At 62.3% G+C, this 14,635-nt stretch carries 20 protein-coding genes; 7 read left to right on the plus strand and 13 right to left on the minus strand.

The window, feature by feature from the left end:
* The first annotated feature begins 372 nt into the window (after positions 1 to 372).
* The 4 genes from APH27_RS07540 to tsaA all read left to right on the plus strand — a co-directional run bounded on the left by APH27_RS07540 (position 373) and on the right by tsaA (position 2,869).
* Positions 373 to 828, plus strand: a complete 456-nt coding sequence (locus APH27_RS07540) for a GNAT family N-acetyltransferase (protein ID WP_060484467.1) — start codon at positions 373 to 375, stop codon at positions 826 to 828.
* 119 nt (positions 829 to 947) lie between these two features.
* The gene (locus tag APH27_RS07545) at positions 948 to 1,658 is read left to right on the plus strand and encodes an rRNA pseudouridine synthase (protein ID WP_060484468.1); all 711 of its coding nucleotides are present in this window, start codon (positions 948 to 950) and stop codon (positions 1,656 to 1,658) included.
* Positions 1,659 to 1,705: 47 nt separating this feature from the next.
* The gene (locus tag APH27_RS07550; RefSeq protein ID WP_027919980.1) at positions 1,706 to 2,167 is read left to right on the plus strand and encodes a DUF1456 family protein; all 462 of its coding nucleotides are present in this window, start codon (positions 1,706 to 1,708) and stop codon (positions 2,165 to 2,167) included.
* A gap of 6 nt (positions 2,168 to 2,173) precedes the next feature.
* Positions 2,174 to 2,869, plus strand: a complete 696-nt coding sequence (gene tsaA / locus APH27_RS07555; protein ID WP_027919981.1) for a tRNA (N6-threonylcarbamoyladenosine(37)-N6)-methyltransferase TrmO — start codon at positions 2,174 to 2,176, stop codon at positions 2,867 to 2,869.
* A 64-nt stretch (positions 2,870 to 2,933) separates the two neighbouring features.
* Here tsaA and fpr read toward each other — a convergent pair whose 3' ends face one another.
* A complete protein-coding gene (gene fpr / locus APH27_RS07560) occupies positions 2,934 to 3,713 on the minus strand; it encodes a ferredoxin-NADP reductase (RefSeq protein WP_060484469.1) in 780 nt (259 codons plus the stop codon).
* A 118-nt stretch (positions 3,714 to 3,831) separates the two neighbouring features.
* On the opposite strand from fpr, the gene finR reads away from it, so the two are divergent.
* Complete coding sequence (gene finR / locus APH27_RS07565; protein ID WP_027919983.1) at positions 3,832 to 4,758, plus strand: LysR family transcriptional regulator FinR; 927 nt, start codon at positions 3,832 to 3,834, stop codon at positions 4,756 to 4,758.
* Here finR and APH27_RS07570 read toward each other — a convergent pair.
* The 3 genes from APH27_RS07570 to APH27_RS07580 form a co-directional block, all read right to left on the minus strand.
* The gene (locus tag APH27_RS07570; protein ID WP_060484470.1) at positions 4,755 to 5,120 is read right to left on the minus strand and encodes a diacylglycerol kinase; all 366 of its coding nucleotides are present in this window, start codon (positions 5,118 to 5,120) and stop codon (positions 4,755 to 4,757) included. The genes finR and APH27_RS07570 overlap by 4 nt on opposite strands.
* Positions 5,121 to 5,193: 73 nt before the next feature.
* On the minus strand, positions 5,194 to 5,844 hold the full coding sequence (gene erdR / locus APH27_RS07575; protein ID WP_027919985.1) for a response regulator transcription factor ErdR: 651 nt from the start codon (positions 5,842 to 5,844) through the stop codon (positions 5,194 to 5,196).
* A 179-nt stretch (positions 5,845 to 6,023) separates the two neighbouring features.
* A complete protein-coding gene (locus APH27_RS07580; RefSeq protein ID WP_060484471.1) occupies positions 6,024 to 6,734 on the minus strand; it encodes a tRNA-uridine aminocarboxypropyltransferase in 711 nt (236 codons plus the stop codon).
* 225 nt (positions 6,735 to 6,959) lie between these two features.
* On the opposite strand from APH27_RS07580, the gene APH27_RS07585 reads away from it, so the two are divergent.
* The gene (locus APH27_RS07585; RefSeq protein ID WP_027919987.1) at positions 6,960 to 7,379 is read left to right on the plus strand and encodes a quorum-sensing-regulated virulence factor family protein; all 420 of its coding nucleotides are present in this window, start codon (positions 6,960 to 6,962) and stop codon (positions 7,377 to 7,379) included.
* Here APH27_RS07585 and APH27_RS07590 read toward each other — a convergent pair whose 3' ends face one another.
* Positions 7,380 to 7,583, minus strand: coding sequence for a hypothetical protein (locus APH27_RS07590; protein ID WP_027919988.1), 204 nt, complete (start codon positions 7,581 to 7,583; stop codon positions 7,380 to 7,382).
* Positions 7,584 to 7,875: 292 nt separating this feature from the next.
* Between APH27_RS07590 and APH27_RS07595 the strand changes: the two genes are divergently transcribed.
* The gene (locus tag APH27_RS07595) at positions 7,876 to 8,994 is read left to right on the plus strand and encodes an LOG family protein (protein ID WP_027919989.1); all 1,119 of its coding nucleotides are present in this window, start codon (positions 7,876 to 7,878) and stop codon (positions 8,992 to 8,994) included.
* Between the two features lie 163 nt (positions 8,995 to 9,157).
* Here the strand turns inward: APH27_RS07595 and recX are convergent, their stop codons facing one another.
* The 8 genes from recX to APH27_RS07640 form a co-directional block, all read right to left on the minus strand.
* Positions 9,158 to 9,628 (minus strand): recombination regulator RecX, encoded by a 471-nt coding sequence (gene recX / locus APH27_RS07600; RefSeq protein WP_027919990.1) that lies wholly within the window; start codon positions 9,626 to 9,628, stop codon positions 9,158 to 9,160.
* An 11-nt stretch (positions 9,629 to 9,639) separates the two neighbouring features.
* A complete protein-coding gene (recA, locus tag APH27_RS07605; protein ID WP_027919991.1) occupies positions 9,640 to 10,707 on the minus strand; it encodes a recombinase RecA in 1,068 nt (355 codons plus the stop codon).
* 104 nt (positions 10,708 to 10,811) lie between these two features.
* Positions 10,812 to 11,294 carry a CinA family protein gene (locus tag APH27_RS07610; RefSeq protein ID WP_060484472.1) on the minus strand — a complete coding sequence of 161 codons (483 nt, stop codon included), beginning with the start codon at positions 11,292 to 11,294 and terminating at the stop codon, positions 10,812 to 10,814.
* Between the two features lie 219 nt (positions 11,295 to 11,513).
* The gene (locus APH27_RS25735) at positions 11,514 to 11,957 is read right to left on the minus strand and encodes a lysis system i-spanin subunit Rz (RefSeq protein ID WP_082435053.1); all 444 of its coding nucleotides are present in this window, start codon (positions 11,955 to 11,957) and stop codon (positions 11,514 to 11,516) included.
* 35 nt (positions 11,958 to 11,992) lie between these two features.
* On the minus strand, positions 11,993 to 12,541 hold the full coding sequence (locus APH27_RS07625) for a glycoside hydrolase family 19 protein (RefSeq protein ID WP_060484475.1): 549 nt from the start codon (positions 12,539 to 12,541) through the stop codon (positions 11,993 to 11,995).
* A gap of 28 nt (positions 12,542 to 12,569) precedes the next feature.
* Positions 12,570 to 13,604: a phage late control D family protein gene (locus tag APH27_RS07630; RefSeq protein WP_060484476.1), complete on the minus strand. Its 1,035-nt coding sequence runs from the start codon at positions 13,602 to 13,604 to the stop codon at positions 12,570 to 12,572.
* A gap of 4 nt (positions 13,605 to 13,608) precedes the next feature.
* Positions 13,609 to 13,815 (minus strand): tail protein X, encoded by a 207-nt coding sequence (locus APH27_RS07635; RefSeq protein WP_027919996.1) that lies wholly within the window; start codon positions 13,813 to 13,815, stop codon positions 13,609 to 13,611.
* A complete protein-coding gene (locus APH27_RS07640) occupies positions 13,790 to 14,635 on the minus strand; it encodes a phage tail protein (protein WP_060484477.1) in 846 nt (281 codons plus the stop codon). The genes APH27_RS07635 and APH27_RS07640 overlap by 26 nt, the downstream gene beginning before the upstream one ends.

Raw genomic sequence — 14,635 nt, forward strand, 5'->3', positions numbered from 1 at the left:
ACCGCCACCGCCACCGCCACCGCCACCGCCACCGCCACCGCCACCGCCACCATCCTTGGCATAAGCGCTAGAGCCATGAGAAATCGAGTCAGGAACGAATACGATGGCCGTCGACAGCACGCCTGCAACGGCAGCCGCCAGTAGAGCCCTTTTGAACAGCATGTGAATTTGCATTTTCCGTCTCCAGGTCTTCGCCATGAGAACGCCAAATCAAACCGAGAATCTGTTGTAAGTTTTACTTTCTTATTTCGTGGGATTTTTTCCCACGCCTAATTAATAGACCTCTGCGAACCATGCTTCAAGCGGCGCACGCGAAAGCCGACCAGTGGCTGGCCTGCTATGTTTTTCCTATCGTTCTGGAGAGATGCCGGCATGCATACAGCCCTGACGCTGCAAACCCCGCGCTACAGCGATTACGGCGAACTGGTACAGCTCTGGGAGGACTCGGTGCGCGCAACCCATCACTTCCTTCCCGATGCCTACATCCTGCTGTTGCGCGAGCAAGTGCTACGCCGGTACCTCGACGCAGTGATGCTGATCTGCTGCCGTGATCGCCAACGCATCTGCGGCTTCGCGGGTGTTGCCAACGGCTACGTGCACATGCTGTTCGTCGCACCGGACTACCGTGGCAAGGGGGTTGGCAGGCGCTTGTTGCGATATGCGATCGAAGAACTGAATGCCGAATGCCTGGACGTCAACGAGCAGAACCCGCAAGCCCTGGGTTTCTATTTACATGAAGGTTTCGAAGTGGTCGGACGCTCGGAAACGGATGGCTTGGGGCAGCCGTATCCCCTGCTGCACATGAGGCTGATTCCTACAGCGTCCTAGGGCCGCGTCCGAATATGCCGTGCTCTGCGCCCAAAATGGCGCATCTGACACAGATTCCCCTCATCAACCGCCTGCAGGCAGGTACAATGTGAGTCTTTCCCTGCCTTGCGAATTGCCCCATGTCCGAACCCGTCCGCCTGTCCAAACGCCTCATCGAGCAGCTTGGTTGCTCCCGCCGCGAGGCCGAGCTGTACATCGAAGGGGGCTGGGTCACGGTCGATGGCGTGGTGGTCGAGCAACCCCAGTTCAAGGTCGACCACCAGCGCGTCGAACTGCTGCCGGGTGCCCGTGCCGAGGCATTGGACCCCGTCACCCTGCTGATGCATCAAGCGGCCGGTGTCGACAGCGAGACCGCGCGCATCAGCATGAACATGGGCAGCCTCAGCGAGGCCCACCGTGAAGGCGTCCGGCCGTTGCACGGGCATTTTGCCCGGCAGTCCTGCCTGGCTCCGCTGGAGCGGGGTGCCAGCGGCCTGCAGGTGTTCACCCAGGACTGGCGGGTCACCCGCAAGATCGACGCCGACCTGCGCCGCATGGAACAGGAATACATCATCGAAGTACGCGGCGAGACCACGCCCCAGGCCTTGGAGCGCCTGGCGCGCGGCGCCACACGCAATGACCGGGAGCTGCCCAGGGCCAAGGCCAGCTGGCAGAACGAGACCCACCTGCGTCTGGTCGTCAAAAACCCGCAACCCGGGCAGATCTCCGAGCTGTGTGCCTACCTGCGCCTGGAGGTGCTGGGCATGCGCCGGATTCGCCTGGGTGGTGTATCGATGGGCAAACTGCCCGTGGGGCAGTGGCGTTACCTGGCAGCCACCGAACGTTTCTAAGCAATGCGCCACGCCCTGGCGTGGCTACTGAACAGGATTTTGCAGCAATGAACCACAACGATGTCCTGCGCAGCCTGCGCTACATGCTCAAGGTGAACGACGCCAAGATGGCCGAAATCATCGCGCTGTCCGGCCTCGAAGTTAACCCGATCGTGCTCGCCACCTACTTGAAGAAGGAAGATGAAGCCGGCTTCGTGCGCTGCCCGGAGCGGGTCATGGCGCACTTCCTTGACGGCCTGGTGATCCACCGCCGTGGCAAGGACGATAGCCGCCCAGCGCAGCCGGTCGAACTGCCAGTGACCAACAACACCATCCTGAAAAAGCTGCGCGTGGCCTTCGAACTCAAGGAAGAAGACCTGCACACCATCCTCAAGGCGGTCAATTTCCCGGTGTCCAAGCCTGAACTGAGCGCGCTGTTCCGCAAGGTCGGGCATGACAACTATCGCCCATGCGGCGACCAGTTGCTGCGCAACTTCCTCAAGGGCCTGACCCTGCGCGTGCGCGGCTGAGTGGCCATGCAGCATACGGTTGCACCGGTCGGCATCGTCCGCTCCTGCTTCAAGGAGAAGTTCGCCATCCCGCGCCAGCCCCAGCTGGCGCCAGCCGCCCGCGGGGTGCTGGAGCTGCTGCCGCCGTTCGATCAAGGCGATGCGGTGGCTGGGCTGGAGCAGGTCAGCCATGTCTGGTTGCTGTTCCTGTTCCACCAGGCCCTGGAAGACAAGCCACGCCTGAAAGTGCGCCCGCCGCGCCTGGGCGGCAACAAGAGCATGGGCGTATTCGCCACCCGCGCCACTCACCGCCCCAACGGCATCGGCCAATCGGTGGTGCGCCTGGAGGCCGTGGAGCCAGGGCGTCTGCTGCTGTCCGGGATCGACCTGCTCGACGGTACGCCGGTACTGGATATCAAACCGTATGTCCCCTACGCCGACAGTGTTGCAGGGGCGAGCAACCGGATGGCCAGCGATGCGCCGGCCGCGATTGACGTTGGCTGGAGCGACAGTGCCCTGCCCCAGGCCCACGAGCATGGGCTGCGGCTTGGCGAGCCGTTGGTGGAGCTGATCGAGCAATGCCTGGCACAGGATCCGCGCCCGGCCTATCAGGTGCCACCGCCGGAACGGGTGTATGGGGTGAAGTTCTGGGACGTGCAGGTGCGCTGGCATTACCCGCAACTGGATCAGATCCAGGTGCTGGAAGTCGTTCGGGAAGGTTGATATCACCGCCTTGCAGGCATAAAAAAACGCAGACCCAGGTCTGCGTTTTTTCGTTGCGTTCGTCTTACTTCTCGACGAAGGCACGCTCGATCAGGTAGTCACCCGGCTCACGCATACGTGGGGACACCTTCAGGCCGAAGCTGTCGAGCACTTCGCTGGTCTCGTCGAGCATGCTCGGGCTGCCGCAGATCATCGCGCGGTCGTCTTCTGGGTTGATCGGTGGCAGGCCGATATCGCTGAACAGCTTGCCACTGCGCATCAGGTCGGTCAGGCGGCCCTGGTTTTCGAACGGCTCGCGGGTCACGGTCGGGTAGTAGATCAGCTTGTCACGGACCGACTCGCCGAAGAACTCGTTCTGCGGCAGGTGCTCGGTGATGAACTCGCGGTAGGCCACTTCGTTCACGTAACGCACACCGTGAACCAGGATCACTTTTTCAAAGCGTTCGTAGGTTTCCGGGTCCTGGATGACGCTCATGAAAGGCGCCAGGCCAGTGCCAGTGCTCAGCAGGTACAGGTGCTTGCCCGGTTTCAGGTCGTCGAGGACCAAGGTACCGGTTGGCTTCTTGCTGATGATGATCTCGTCGCCTTCCTTCAGGTGCTGCAGCTGCGAGGTCAGCGGGCCGTCAGGGACCTTGATGCTGAAGAACTCCAGGTGCTCTTCCCAGTTCGGCGAAGCGATGGAATAGGCGCGCATGAGCGGACGGCCGTTGCCCTGTTGCAGGCCGATCATCACGAACTGACCGTTCTCGAAGCGCAGGCCCGGGTCGCGGGTGCACTTGAAGCTGAACAGGGTGTCGTTCCAGTGGTGCACACTGAGGACACGTTCGTGGTTCATGTTGCTCATCTAAAGGGCTCCTGAAGAAAAACGCAGCGCGCAAGACGCGCAGTTGCGCGATAGTTTAGGGGCAGCCACAATATCTGTTAACTGAATTATCAAGATATGTGTTATCGGTTATATAGATATGCGATTTACACTTCGTCAGCTTCAGGTATTCGTCGCCGTGGCCCAGCACCAGAGCGTGTCGCGGGCTGCCAGCGTGCTTGCGCTTTCACAATCGGCGGCGAGTACTTCCATTACCGAACTTGAGCGGCAATCGAGCTGCCAGCTGTTTGACCGTGCCGGCAAGCGCCTGGCCCTCAATGCCCTGGGCCATCAGTTGCTGCCCCAGGCCGTCGCCCTGCTTGACCAGGCCAAGGCAATCGAAGACCTGCTCAACGGTAAGTCCGGCTTCGGCTCGCTGGCGGTAGGTGCCACGCTGACCATCGGCAACTACCTGGCCACCCTGTTGATCGGCAGCTTCATGCAGGTACACCCGGAGAGCCAGGTGAAACTGCATGTGCAGAACACAGCGCATATCGTGCACCAGGTCGCGCAATACGAAATTGATCTAGGTCTGATCGAAGGTGACTGCAACCACCCGGATCTGGAGGTGCAGCCGTGGGTCGAGGATGAGCTGGTGGTGTTCTGCGCACCGCAACACCCACTGGCCAAGGCCGGGCGCGCCGATGTCGAGGCCCTTTCGCAGGAGGCATGGATCCTGCGCGAGCAGGGTTCTGGCACGCGCCTGACCTTCGACCAGGCCATGCGCCATCACCGCACCAGCTTGAACATCCGCCTGGAGCTGGAGCACACCGAGGCGATAAAGCGTGCCGTGGAATCTGGCCTGGGTATCGGCTGCATTTCCCGGCTGGCACTGCGCGATGCCTTCCGCCGCGGCAGCCTGGTACCCGTGGAGACGCCGGCGCTGGACCTGATGCGCCAGTTCTACTTCATCTGGCACAAGCAGAAGTACCAGACTTCAGCGATGCGTGAATTCCTGGAGTTGTGCCGCAACTTCACTGCGGGCTTTACCCGCAGTGATGAAATCGTCTTGCCAGCGATCGCTTAAAGCAGGATTACGCCCCACACCAGCGCGACCATGCTCAGCGCCACCAGCTGCGCGGCGCTGCCCATGTCCTTGGCGTTCTTCGACAACGGGTGGCGCTCCAGCGAGATGCGATCGATGGCTGCCTCCACTGCCGAGTTGAACAACTCGACGATCAGGCCGAGCAGGCACACGGCGATCATGATTGCCCGCTCCGCGCGGCTGACCGGCAGCCAGAAGGCAATCGGGATCAGCAGCACGTTGAGCAGCACCAGCTGGCGGAAGGCGGCCTCACCCTTGAAGGCGGCGCGCAGGCCGTCCAGCGAGTAGCCGGCGGCGTTGAAGATGCGTTTCAGGCCGGTCTGGCCTTTGAATGGCGATGTCATGTGAGTCACTTCACAACAGAAAGGCCAGCAGACTAGTGCGGCGCGGGTCAAAAAAGCGTGAATCCAGACGCTGTCAGTTGCTGGCAACCGATTCAAGTTGTTGCAGCAACAGCGCAGCCTGGGTGCGGGTGCGCACACCGAGCTTGCGGAAGATAGCCGTTACGTGGGCCTTGATGGTCGCTTCCGACACACTCAGCTCATAGGCGATCTGCTTGTTCAGCAAGCCTTCGCAGACCATGGTCAGCACGCGGAACTGCTGCGGGGTAAGGCTGGCCAAGCCTTCGCTGGCGGCCTTCGCTTCGGCCGAGACATCGACCTTTTCGAAGGCCTGCGGTGGCCACCAGACGTCGCCATCGAGCACTTTTCTCACGGCATCCTGAATGACTTCAAGGCCGCTGGACTTCGGAATGAAGCCGCTGGCACCGAACTCGCGGGACTTGACCACCACGGCGGCCTCTTCCTGCGCCGAGACCATCACCACCGGAATCTGCGGGTACTGGCCGCGCAGCAGGACCAGCCCGGAGAAGCCATAGGCACCTGGCATGTTCAGGTCCAGCAGGACCAGGTCCCAGTCGGCTTTTTCGCTCAGGCGGGTTTCCAGTTCGGCGATACTCGCCACTTCAACCAGGCGCACATCCGTGCCCAGGCCGAGGGTAACGGCTTGGCGCAGAGCGCTGCGAAACAGCGGGTGGTCATCGGCTATCAGGATTTCGTATGTGGCCATCGATCTATGGATCCTGTTCTATGCCAGGCGCATGCGGGGGAGTGAGGCGCCTGGCGGGGAATCGGCGCCAAGGATGCCGAGCACGGCTGCAGGTGGTCAAACCATCTACCCTGCCGTCTCGCCCACCCTGGCTGCCAGCCCCGTCATTATGAACCAAAGTGGGACTTATGCCCCTTGGACTATAGGAAGGTATGCAAACGCTGGTGGGTGTCATCCTGATCATCCAGCGGAAGACGACGCTTGCCGCTGAGGTAATGCAGGCTGAACACGTCCAGGTAGGCATCCAGTGCCTGGGAAGCCAGATTGTCACCCCCCAGGTCCAGGCACATGGCCGCCACTTCGGCAGTGCAGAAATGGTCGTCGCGCTTGGACCGGCGCAGGCGATATCGCGACATCTGCTCGGCTTGCAGGCTCAGCACCGGGAAACGATCAAGATACGGGCTCTTGCGGAACATCTTGCGGGCTTCGGTCCAGGTGGCATCGAGCAGGATGAACAACGGGCGTTTGCCGGGTTCCCGCGCAACCTCGCTGACTACCCGCTCCTGGGCAACGAATTCGCCGGGGAAGACGATAAAGGGCTGCCACTGAGGGTCGTCGAGCAGCGCCAGCAGCCGCTCGTCCACGGAGGTGCGCAACCAGCCGAAGGCGTACGTGTCTTCGATCAGATCGGCGATCAGCCAGCCGGTGTTGGTAGGTTTCAATGGCTCGGTGTCATGCATGATCAGGCACACCCCGGAGTCGGCCTGCACCTTGGGCTTCCACGCACACAGGCAGTGGGTGGCGATCACCCGGCAATCGGGGCAACGCTCGGCGCGCGAACCACGGGCAATGAAAGGCTTGATGCTGCGCGCCAGGCGCTCGGCACGCAGGCGTGCTACCGCATGGCTCATGCTGGCAAGCCTGTGGAAGGGTTGTGACTGGACACTGCAGGGACTCGGCAGAAGCAAAGCGCCAGTCTATCAGAGCAGGCGCCATTTGGCCGTGCAGCGGAGCCAATCGGTCCCTTATAATCGACATCTTTGGCCGCCGTGAACTTGCCCGCGATGCAGCGGGTTTCATGGAACGCCCGCCGCCGGCGCATGTCAAAGCGCCAGTCATCGAACCAGGAGAGATTCATGCTGCGTTTTATCGTCCCGGCCCTGAGCCTGTTGCTCACCCTGCCACTCGCAGCCCAGGCTGCCTCCAAGCAGGAGTTCGAGCTCAACAAACTGCTTCAGAAGGTCGCCACGGAAAGCAGTGCCGGCACCCCACGCGCCATCAACGAAGACATTCTCGATCAGGGCTATACCGTTGAAGGCAAGGCGCTGGTCAACCACCTCAGCGTACGTGCCGAGCATGCGGCACGCATGCAGCAAAACCCGGCGCAAGTCCGCAGCCAGTTGGGCGACAGCGTGTGCCGCAACAGTGGTTTCCGTAACCTGATGTCCAAAGGTGCGGTGATGGTCTATCGCTTCAGTGTTTACAAGACCAACCAGCCGGTGATGGACCAGGCCTTTGATGCTGCCAGCTGCACCGCCGGCAACAAGAAGAAGTAACTAGATTACCTGCTCCCCTTCAGCGCGCCGCGGCTCTTCGTCGGCGCGCATCTCCGCCAGCAACGCCTGCACATAGCGTGACTGGCACTCAAGTGCTGCCAGCCTTCGGCGGCACTCTGCTTCCAGGCTCACATGGTGATCCTGGGCTGCATTTTCCAGCTGCTGATAGAGCTGCCGGTCTACCTCGATGACCAAGCGATGCATACCGCCACCTCCTGCATCGACACGTTTCGCTTCTCCAGTTAACCAAACCCTCGCCGAGGCTGTTCGCAGCCCGACGAGTGGCCACGGTGATCGCGCCTGCACGATCAGGCGCTACGGTCTAGATTGATAGCGAGGACCCGCAAATCGACAAGATCCTGCACCACGGCCTTGAAGGCCTACTGCAATGCTCGAGATGCACACTCGAGTCACGGCAGCCAGCGACACACGTAGTGTCGCGGCCGAGCCACATCATCGGCCCGGTCAGAGGTTTTGCTGCAGAAGGAGACGTTGAATGCCTTATCAATCGAATGAACACCTGTTCAATCACTTCCGGGATCACAACATCGACCTGAGCAACATCGACCAGCAACTGCAACTGGTCGCACCGAACAGCCCCAACCTGCCGCTTTACCGCGACATGATGCTCACGGTCTTGCGCATGGCCCATGACGACAGCGACCGCTGGAACGCCAAGATCACCTTGCAGGCCCTGCGCGAACTGGACCACTCGTTCCGCATGCTGAAGCGTTACCGGGGGCGACGCAAAGTCACCGTGTTCGGCTCGGCACGCACCCCTGTGGAACACCCGATGTACGCCCTGGCTCGCGAGCTGGGGGCAACACTCGCCCGCTCCGAGCTGATGGTCATTACCGGGGCCGGCGGTGGCATCATGGCGGCGGCCCACGAAGGCGCCGGCAGTGATCATAGCTTGGGCTTCAACATCACCCTGCCTTTCGAGCAGCATGCCAATGCCACGGTGGATGGTACCGACAAGCTGCTGCCCTTCCACTTCTTCTTCATTCGCAAGCTGTTCTTCGTCAAGGAAGCAGACGCCTTGGTGCTCTGCCCTGGTGGCTTCGGCACCCTGGATGAAGCGCTAGAAGTGTTAACACTGATCCAGACCGGCAAAAGCCCGCTGGTGCCGGTGGTGCTGCTGGACTCACCGGGTGGCACCTTCTGGCGCGATTGCCTGGCGTTCATTAGCCACCAGCTCGAGGAAAACCGCTACATCCTGCCCAGCGACCTGAAACTGCTGCGCCTGGTGCACAGCGCCGATGAGGCCGTTGAGGAAATCAACCAGTTCTACAGCAACTATCACTCCAGTCGCTGGCTGAAGAACCAGTTCGTGATCCGCATGCACCATCGGCTCAGCGAGGCCGCACTGCATGACATCCAGGAGGGGTTTGCCGACCTGCGCCTGAGTGGCCGTTATCACCAACACGCCGATAGCGGCGCCGAACACGAGGTGGGCAACTTCAGCCATCTGACGCGGCTGACCTTTGCCTTCAATGGTCGTGACCAGGGGCGACTGCGGGAGTTGGTCGACTTCATCAACCTGCCGGAAAACTGGGCCAAGCCAGAGCCGATGCATACCACCCAGCGGGCGCGGGAGGCACTGAAGGTCAGTTGATCGCTGCATGGTGCGGTCGTTGTAGGAGCGGCCTTGTCGCGAAAAGGGGTGCGTAGCGCCCCCAGCAGTTTCAGTGTTAGCGCTGAAATACTGGGGGCGCTACGTACCCCTTTCCGACCGGTCCGGCGCCCCGGCAATGCCGCCCCTACAGGGCAATGCAGGGTTAGTAATCGTCCAGATCCCTGCCACTGAGCAGGCGGCCGATCATGTCCATGGGGAAACCACGGTAGGCAAGGAAGCGGGTCTGCTGGGCGCGACTTCGTGGATCTTGGGGGCGTTGCCCCGCGAATTTGCGCTGCCAGGTATCCCGCAATAGCGTCGTCCAGTCCACTTCGCTTTCACGCAGGGCCTGTTCGATATCGCTACGGTTCAGCCCGCGCTGACCAAGCTCCTCGCGAATGCGCGCCGGACCATAGCCGGCACCGGAACGGTATCGGATGAAGCTCTCGAGATAGCGGGCTTCGCTGAGCAGCCCTTCTTCTGTGAGCCGATCGAGCGCAGGCTCGATCAGTTCATCCGGGGCACCGCGCTGACGCAACTTGCGCGTCAGTTCGACGCGACCATGCTCGCGGCGCGCGAGCAGGTCCATGGCTGTCCGCCTGACGGCGACGGGGGTGTCGAGTACGACGGACATACCAGCAGCTATCAATAACCGGCGTCGGCGTCGGCTACGTCGTCTGCGTTGGCGTCAGCAGCAGCGGCCTTGCCGGCCTCGGCTACAGCACCAGCCTTGAGCAGCTTCTCACGAATCTGCTTCTCGATCTCGGCGCCAATAGCAGGGTTCTCCTGCAGGTACTTGGCCGCGTTAGCCTTGCCCTGGCCGATCTTGTTGCCTTGGTAGGCATACCACGCACCGGATTTCTCCACCAGGCCTTGGGAAACACCCAGGTCGATGATTTCGCCGTTGCGGTAGATACCCTTGCCGTAGAGGATCTGGAACTCGGCCTGACGGAACGGAGGCGAGACCTTGTTCTTGACGATCTTGACGCGGGTTTCGCTGCCGACCACCTCGTCGCCTTCCTTGACCGCGCCGGTACGGCGGATGTCCAGGCGCACCGAGGCGTAGAACTTCAGGGCGTTACCACCGGTGGTGGTTTCCGGGCTACCGAACATAACGCCAATTTTCATACGAATCTGGTTGATGAAGATAACCAGGCAGTTGGCGTTCTTGATGTTACCGGTGATTTTGCGCAGCGCCTGGGACATCAGACGGGCCTGCAGGCCGACGTGCATGTCGCCCATTTCGCCTTCGATCTCGGCCTTCGGTACCAGTGCAGCCACGGAGTCGACGATGATCACGTCAACGGCGTTGGAGCGCACCAGCATGTCGGTGATTTCCAGGGCCTGTTCGCCGGTGTCCGGCTGCGAAACCAGCAGGTCGTCGACGTTGACGCCCAGCTTGCCGGCGTATTCAGGGTCGAGGGCGTGTTCGGCGTCGACGAAGGCGCAAGTCGCGCCGTTCTTCTGGGCTTCGGCGATGACCGACAGGGTCAGCGTGGTTTTACCCGAGGACTCCGGGCCGTAGATTTCGACGATGCGGCCTTTTGGCAGACCACCGATGCCGAGCGCGATGTCCAGGCCCAGGGAGCCGGTGGAAATGGCCGGGATACCCTGACGTTCGTGGTCGCCCATGCGCATGACCGCGCCTTTGCCGAATTGGCGTTCGATTTGACCCAGGGCCGCAGCCAAGGCGCGCTTCTTGTTGTCGTCCATTGAAATCCTCACGTGTTCGACTTGGCCCTGAACGGCCGGAATACCTGTATAAGTAGCCAGTATTATTCCACAGGCAGACGCGCGAGCAAACCCCTGTCGTCGATTTACTCGGCACCAAGCTGTAACAAGCCGTCTAACGCGGCGGTCACCGTCTGTCGGCGCACGGCTTCGCGGTCACCGTCGAAGTGCCGGCACTCGCTGCTCACGTGGCTGCCATCGGCCCAGGCGAGCCACACCGTCCCCACCGGTTTGGCCGGCGAACCGCCGTCCGGTCCGGCCACACCACTGACCGCCACGGCAAAGCGTGCGCCGCTGGCGGCCTGGGCACCACGGACCATGGCCTCGACCACTTCCTGGCTGACAGCGCCAACCTCGGCGAACAGCGCCTCAGGCACGTTCAACTGGCGGGTTTTCTGGGTGTTGGAATAGGTTACGTAGCCGGCCTCGAACCAGGCCGAACTGCCAGGCACACGGGTGATGGCCTCGGCGATGCCACCGCCGGTGCAGGATTCGGCGGTGGTTACCTGGGCGTTGAAGCGGCGCAGGTGTTCGCCGAGGCGGGTGGAGAGGACGGTGATCGGGTCCATGAGGGGTCCTTGAGGCCTTGGGAGGATGGGACACCCTAGCATCTGGAAAGGGCGATGGGGATGGTCTTGATGGTCCAACGCTTGATTGATCGACGTGCTCTGGGGGCATGCCATAAGGTTTTCAGCGCCTGTGAGATCGAGCGCGGCGCTCGATCTCACAGGCGCTGAAAAATTCAAGCCAAGCACCTATCACAAGCGCTAAAAACCTCATGCCCTGCACTAATACCCCCTACTCACCTCCCGCACATACGCCTGACAAGCCCGCAACGCAATCAACCCCCGGTCGCCTTCATCGGTGATGGCGACAATTCGTCGAGCATGCGCTGGCTCAAGTTCGGCGCGTACGGTTGCATGATCCACGCTGCCGGCGCTGGCGGTGGCAGGCACTGCGTTACAGAGGGTGTCGCGTTGGACCAGGACTGACAGGCGCAGATCGGCAGTAGCGAGGCGATCACGCAGGCGAGCCTGAGAGTGTTGCGCATCGGCAAGCTCCTTGAAATGACGGGTTTCACTTTCCTCCAGGCGTTGCTCGAGCGCCTGGCGCTGCCCCTGCTCGATGAGCAGCCGGGCAGCCTCGGCATCTGCCTGGGCTTGCGCCTGCAGTGCCAGTTGCCGCCCGCAGCGCCAACCCTGCACCTGCCAGGCCAGCCCTGCGGACACCATCAGCAACACGGCGCCTAGGCCAAGTTGCAATCGGCTCAACACAACACCTCGCGCGCCCGTGCCCAGAGCTTGAGACGGTCCTCCAAGCCATTGAGCCCACCATTGATGTGGCGCGTGATGCGGTTGAACTCGCCGCGGTCCGCCAGGGCATTCAGCCCACGCGAATGCCAGAACCAGGCCGCCGACTCGCAGGCCCAGCGCGGCTGTTCGAGCAGATGAGGGTGCGCAAGCAGGCGTTCGTCGCCGAACAGCGCGCGGCTGCATGCCTGGTAGTTGTTGCGCCCGGTGACCTGGATCAGGCCGCGCCCGCAGTACAGCTGGCCATCGCCATCAGCCTGCGGCGTATTGCCCAGGCGCAAGGCCAGGCTGCCCGTGTCATAGCGCGCAAGGTAGCGGTCACTGCCCAGCTCCTTGACGTAGCGGAACTGGCCGGACTCGTGGCCGACCTGGGCGATGAACGCCGCCACACGCTTGGGGTTGTCGATTTCCCAGCGTGGCAGGGTGACGTTCAATGCAGAAAGAAAAACGCCCGCAACGGGGCGGGCGTTCGGCAAAATCTGTAGCAATTGCGTTTCAGTGAGCATGTCTGGCACTCCTTCCCTGTCTCGTTCCTCAAGCCTTGATCGCGGGCCGGCGGCGGGACGCTGCGCCCTTGGCCTGTACCTTGCCCGCCTTGCCACCGTTGCCCTGCACCGTGGTGCGCCAGCCCGAGCTGGTGAACACCTGCTCCACCGAATCGATCTGGTATTGCCCGTCGAGGCCATCGACGAAGCCCAACAGGTCGATGCTGCGTTCGGCGAACAGGTCGGTACGCCCCGGCAGGTCCAGGCGCACCTGGGCAGTGTCGCGGTTGAAGCTGGCCAGGCGTGCCCTGGCCGCCTGTTCGGCAGCCGCGCGGTTGGGATAAAGGTGGCGGTCGGTGTGCACCGGCCGCTGGCCGTCAACGGCCTCCTCGTTGACCAGCTCGATGGTTTGCGACTCACCACTGGCAATGTCCCAATGACGAGTGCGCACGGCTCGGCGCGCAGCTTTATCGTCCAGGCGAAAATGCCACTGGCTGACCTCGTTGCGGGCGATGCCGACCACGCCCAAGGGTTTGCCGCTGGCGCTTTGCCCTGACTGGCGCGGCAGCACCAGTAGCTGCCCATCGGCGAGCTTGGCGGTACAGTCGTACTGGCGGGCCAGGCGCGTGATGAAATTGAAATCCGACTCGTTGCACTGATCGACCCGTGGCACCTGAATGAACACCGGGCAGACCACTTGCCAACCATTACGCGCGCCGATCTCGGCGACGATGCGCTGCAAAGGCACGGCCTCCCAGCTGCCACTGCGGATGCTCCTGCCGCTGCCACGCAGGTCACTGGCCTTGCCGCGAATCACCAGGGTATCGGGCGGGCCAGACAGTTCGACCTCATCGACGGTGTAACGCCCCAACCGGGTCAGCGGCTGGCCGGCGTAACCCAGATGCACCTCGATCAGTGCGCCGCGCGCCGGCAACGCCACAGCGCCATCGCGCGCGTCGATGCGCAGCTCGAAGTCATCCGATTCCATGCCCGGTTTGTCGGTGGTACGCAGCAGCAACAGGCGGTCGTTGATCAGCGCAGTAATGTCCTTGCCATCGGCCTGGATGCGAAATACCGGTTGCATGGCATCAGTCCCACAGTTGCACGACGTTGGCCGCAGCCGGCGCCAGCGTCGGCAAGCGGATCGTCACGCCACTGCGAAACGGCTGGGCCTCATCGGCCAGCCCCTGGTTGGCTTGCAATACCGCCTCGACGCTACCGTCGAGATGCCCGTAATAGTGGTGGCAGAGGGTATCGAGCACGTCCCCCTCAGACGTTTTGCAGGTCTTGTCCATAGCTGACGAACTCCAGTGAGAATCCTTGTTTGCGGGGAATGCCGCCGGCCAGCAAGGCGCCCTGCTCTTCCTCGACGCTGGTCAGGCACCAGGTGCCGAGCACTTCGCCATAACCGGTGGTCAACGACAGCGGCAACAGTTGCCGGCCGATACCGCGCAGCGCCTGAAGCTGGCCCAGCCCACCCTTGAAACCCGGGAAGATCGCGCCACGGATGCTGATGCTTTCTTCGCCCAGGCTCACTGCCTGTTGGGCGTTCTCGCGGCTCAGGCGCTCTTGCCCTGCCCAACGAAATCGGGTTTGCCGGCGCAGCTGGTCGAAAGCGGCGGTGTCCAGGTTGAAGTAGTACGGTGCAGCGTTGGCCTTGAGTGGCTGCAGCACCAGCAGGTGCGGGAACGGCGTGATCGCTTCTGCCGCCGGGGTAACATCCGGCGCGAAACCGAAGGTCGAAAGCACACCACTGGCCACCGAACGTGCATCGCCGATCACTCGCCGAATGGCCGCTCCGGCCTTGCCCAGGTGTTCGGCGAAGGCATCGACGCGGTCGCGTACCTTGCGCACCACGTCGAGGGTCTGGTCATACTTGGCAATGACCTTGTCGACACGCTGCTTGGCCGAGTCGATGGCGCGCATCGTGCGTTGCAGGCGCTTGCCGATTTCCGGGCCGATCCAGGGCAGTGCTTCGAGCTCGGCGGCCGCCTCCCTGGCATGGCCGACCGCCTGGTTCATCGGGTCGAGCATGGCGTCGGCACGCCGACGCCCCTCCTCGCCCGCCTTGACCAGTGCATGCAAGCCGCCTTGCAACTGTTCCAGGTAGGTCAT

Origin of the sequence: Pseudomonas sp. NBRC 111123, assembly GCF_001320205.1 — a bacterium.
Classification (GTDB): Bacteria; Pseudomonadota; Gammaproteobacteria; order Pseudomonadales; family Pseudomonadaceae; genus Aquipseudomonas; species Aquipseudomonas putida_J.

Bases quoted from the DNA above. Each gene is read 5' to 3' on its own strand.
- APH27_RS07540 (WP_060484467.1), top strand. From the start codon at position 373: ATGCATACAGCCCTGACGCTGCAAACCCCGCGCTACAGCGATTACGGC.
- APH27_RS07545 (WP_060484468.1), top strand. From the start codon at position 948: ATGTCCGAACCCGTCCGCCTGTCCAAACGCCTCATCGAGCAGCTTGGT.
- APH27_RS07550 (WP_027919980.1), top strand. From the start codon at position 1,706: ATGAACCACAACGATGTCCTGCGCAGCCTGCGCTACATGCTCAAGGTG.
- tsaA (WP_027919981.1), top strand. From the start codon at position 2,174: ATGCAGCATACGGTTGCACCGGTCGGCATCGTCCGCTCCTGCTTCAAG.
- fpr (WP_060484469.1), bottom strand. From the start codon at position 3,713: ATGAGCAACATGAACCACGAACGTGTCCTCAGTGTGCACCACTGGAAC.
- finR (WP_027919983.1), top strand. From the start codon at position 3,832: ATGCGATTTACACTTCGTCAGCTTCAGGTATTCGTCGCCGTGGCCCAG.
- APH27_RS07570 (WP_060484470.1), bottom strand. From the start codon at position 5,120: ATGACATCGCCATTCAAAGGCCAGACCGGCCTGAAACGCATCTTCAAC.
- erdR (WP_027919985.1), bottom strand. From the start codon at position 5,844: ATGGCCACATACGAAATCCTGATAGCCGATGACCACCCGCTGTTTCGC.
- APH27_RS07580 (WP_060484471.1), bottom strand. From the start codon at position 6,734: ATGAGCCATGCGGTAGCACGCCTGCGTGCCGAGCGCCTGGCGCGCAGC.
- APH27_RS07585 (WP_027919987.1), top strand. From the start codon at position 6,960: ATGCTGCGTTTTATCGTCCCGGCCCTGAGCCTGTTGCTCACCCTGCCA.
- APH27_RS07590 (WP_027919988.1), bottom strand. From the start codon at position 7,583: ATGCATCGCTTGGTCATCGAGGTAGACCGGCAGCTCTATCAGCAGCTG.
- APH27_RS07595 (WP_027919989.1), top strand. From the start codon at position 7,876: ATGCCTTATCAATCGAATGAACACCTGTTCAATCACTTCCGGGATCAC.
- recX (WP_027919990.1), bottom strand. From the start codon at position 9,628: ATGTCCGTCGTACTCGACACCCCCGTCGCCGTCAGGCGGACAGCCATG.
- recA (WP_027919991.1), bottom strand. From the start codon at position 10,707: ATGGACGACAACAAGAAGCGCGCCTTGGCTGCGGCCCTGGGTCAAATC.
- APH27_RS07610 (WP_060484472.1), bottom strand. From the start codon at position 11,294: ATGGACCCGATCACCGTCCTCTCCACCCGCCTCGGCGAACACCTGCGC.
- APH27_RS25735 (WP_082435053.1), bottom strand. From the start codon at position 11,957: ATGGTGTCCGCAGGGCTGGCCTGGCAGGTGCAGGGTTGGCGCTGCGGG.
- APH27_RS07625 (WP_060484475.1), bottom strand. From the start codon at position 12,541: ATGCTCACTGAAACGCAATTGCTACAGATTTTGCCGAACGCCCGCCCC.
- APH27_RS07630 (WP_060484476.1), bottom strand. From the start codon at position 13,604: ATGCAACCGGTATTTCGCATCCAGGCCGATGGCAAGGACATTACTGCG.
- APH27_RS07635 (WP_027919996.1), bottom strand. From the start codon at position 13,815: ATGGACAAGACCTGCAAAACGTCTGAGGGGGACGTGCTCGATACCCTC.
- APH27_RS07640 (WP_060484477.1), bottom strand. From the start codon at position 14,635: ATGACCTACCTGGAACAGTTGCAAGGCGGCTTGCATGCACTGGTCAAG.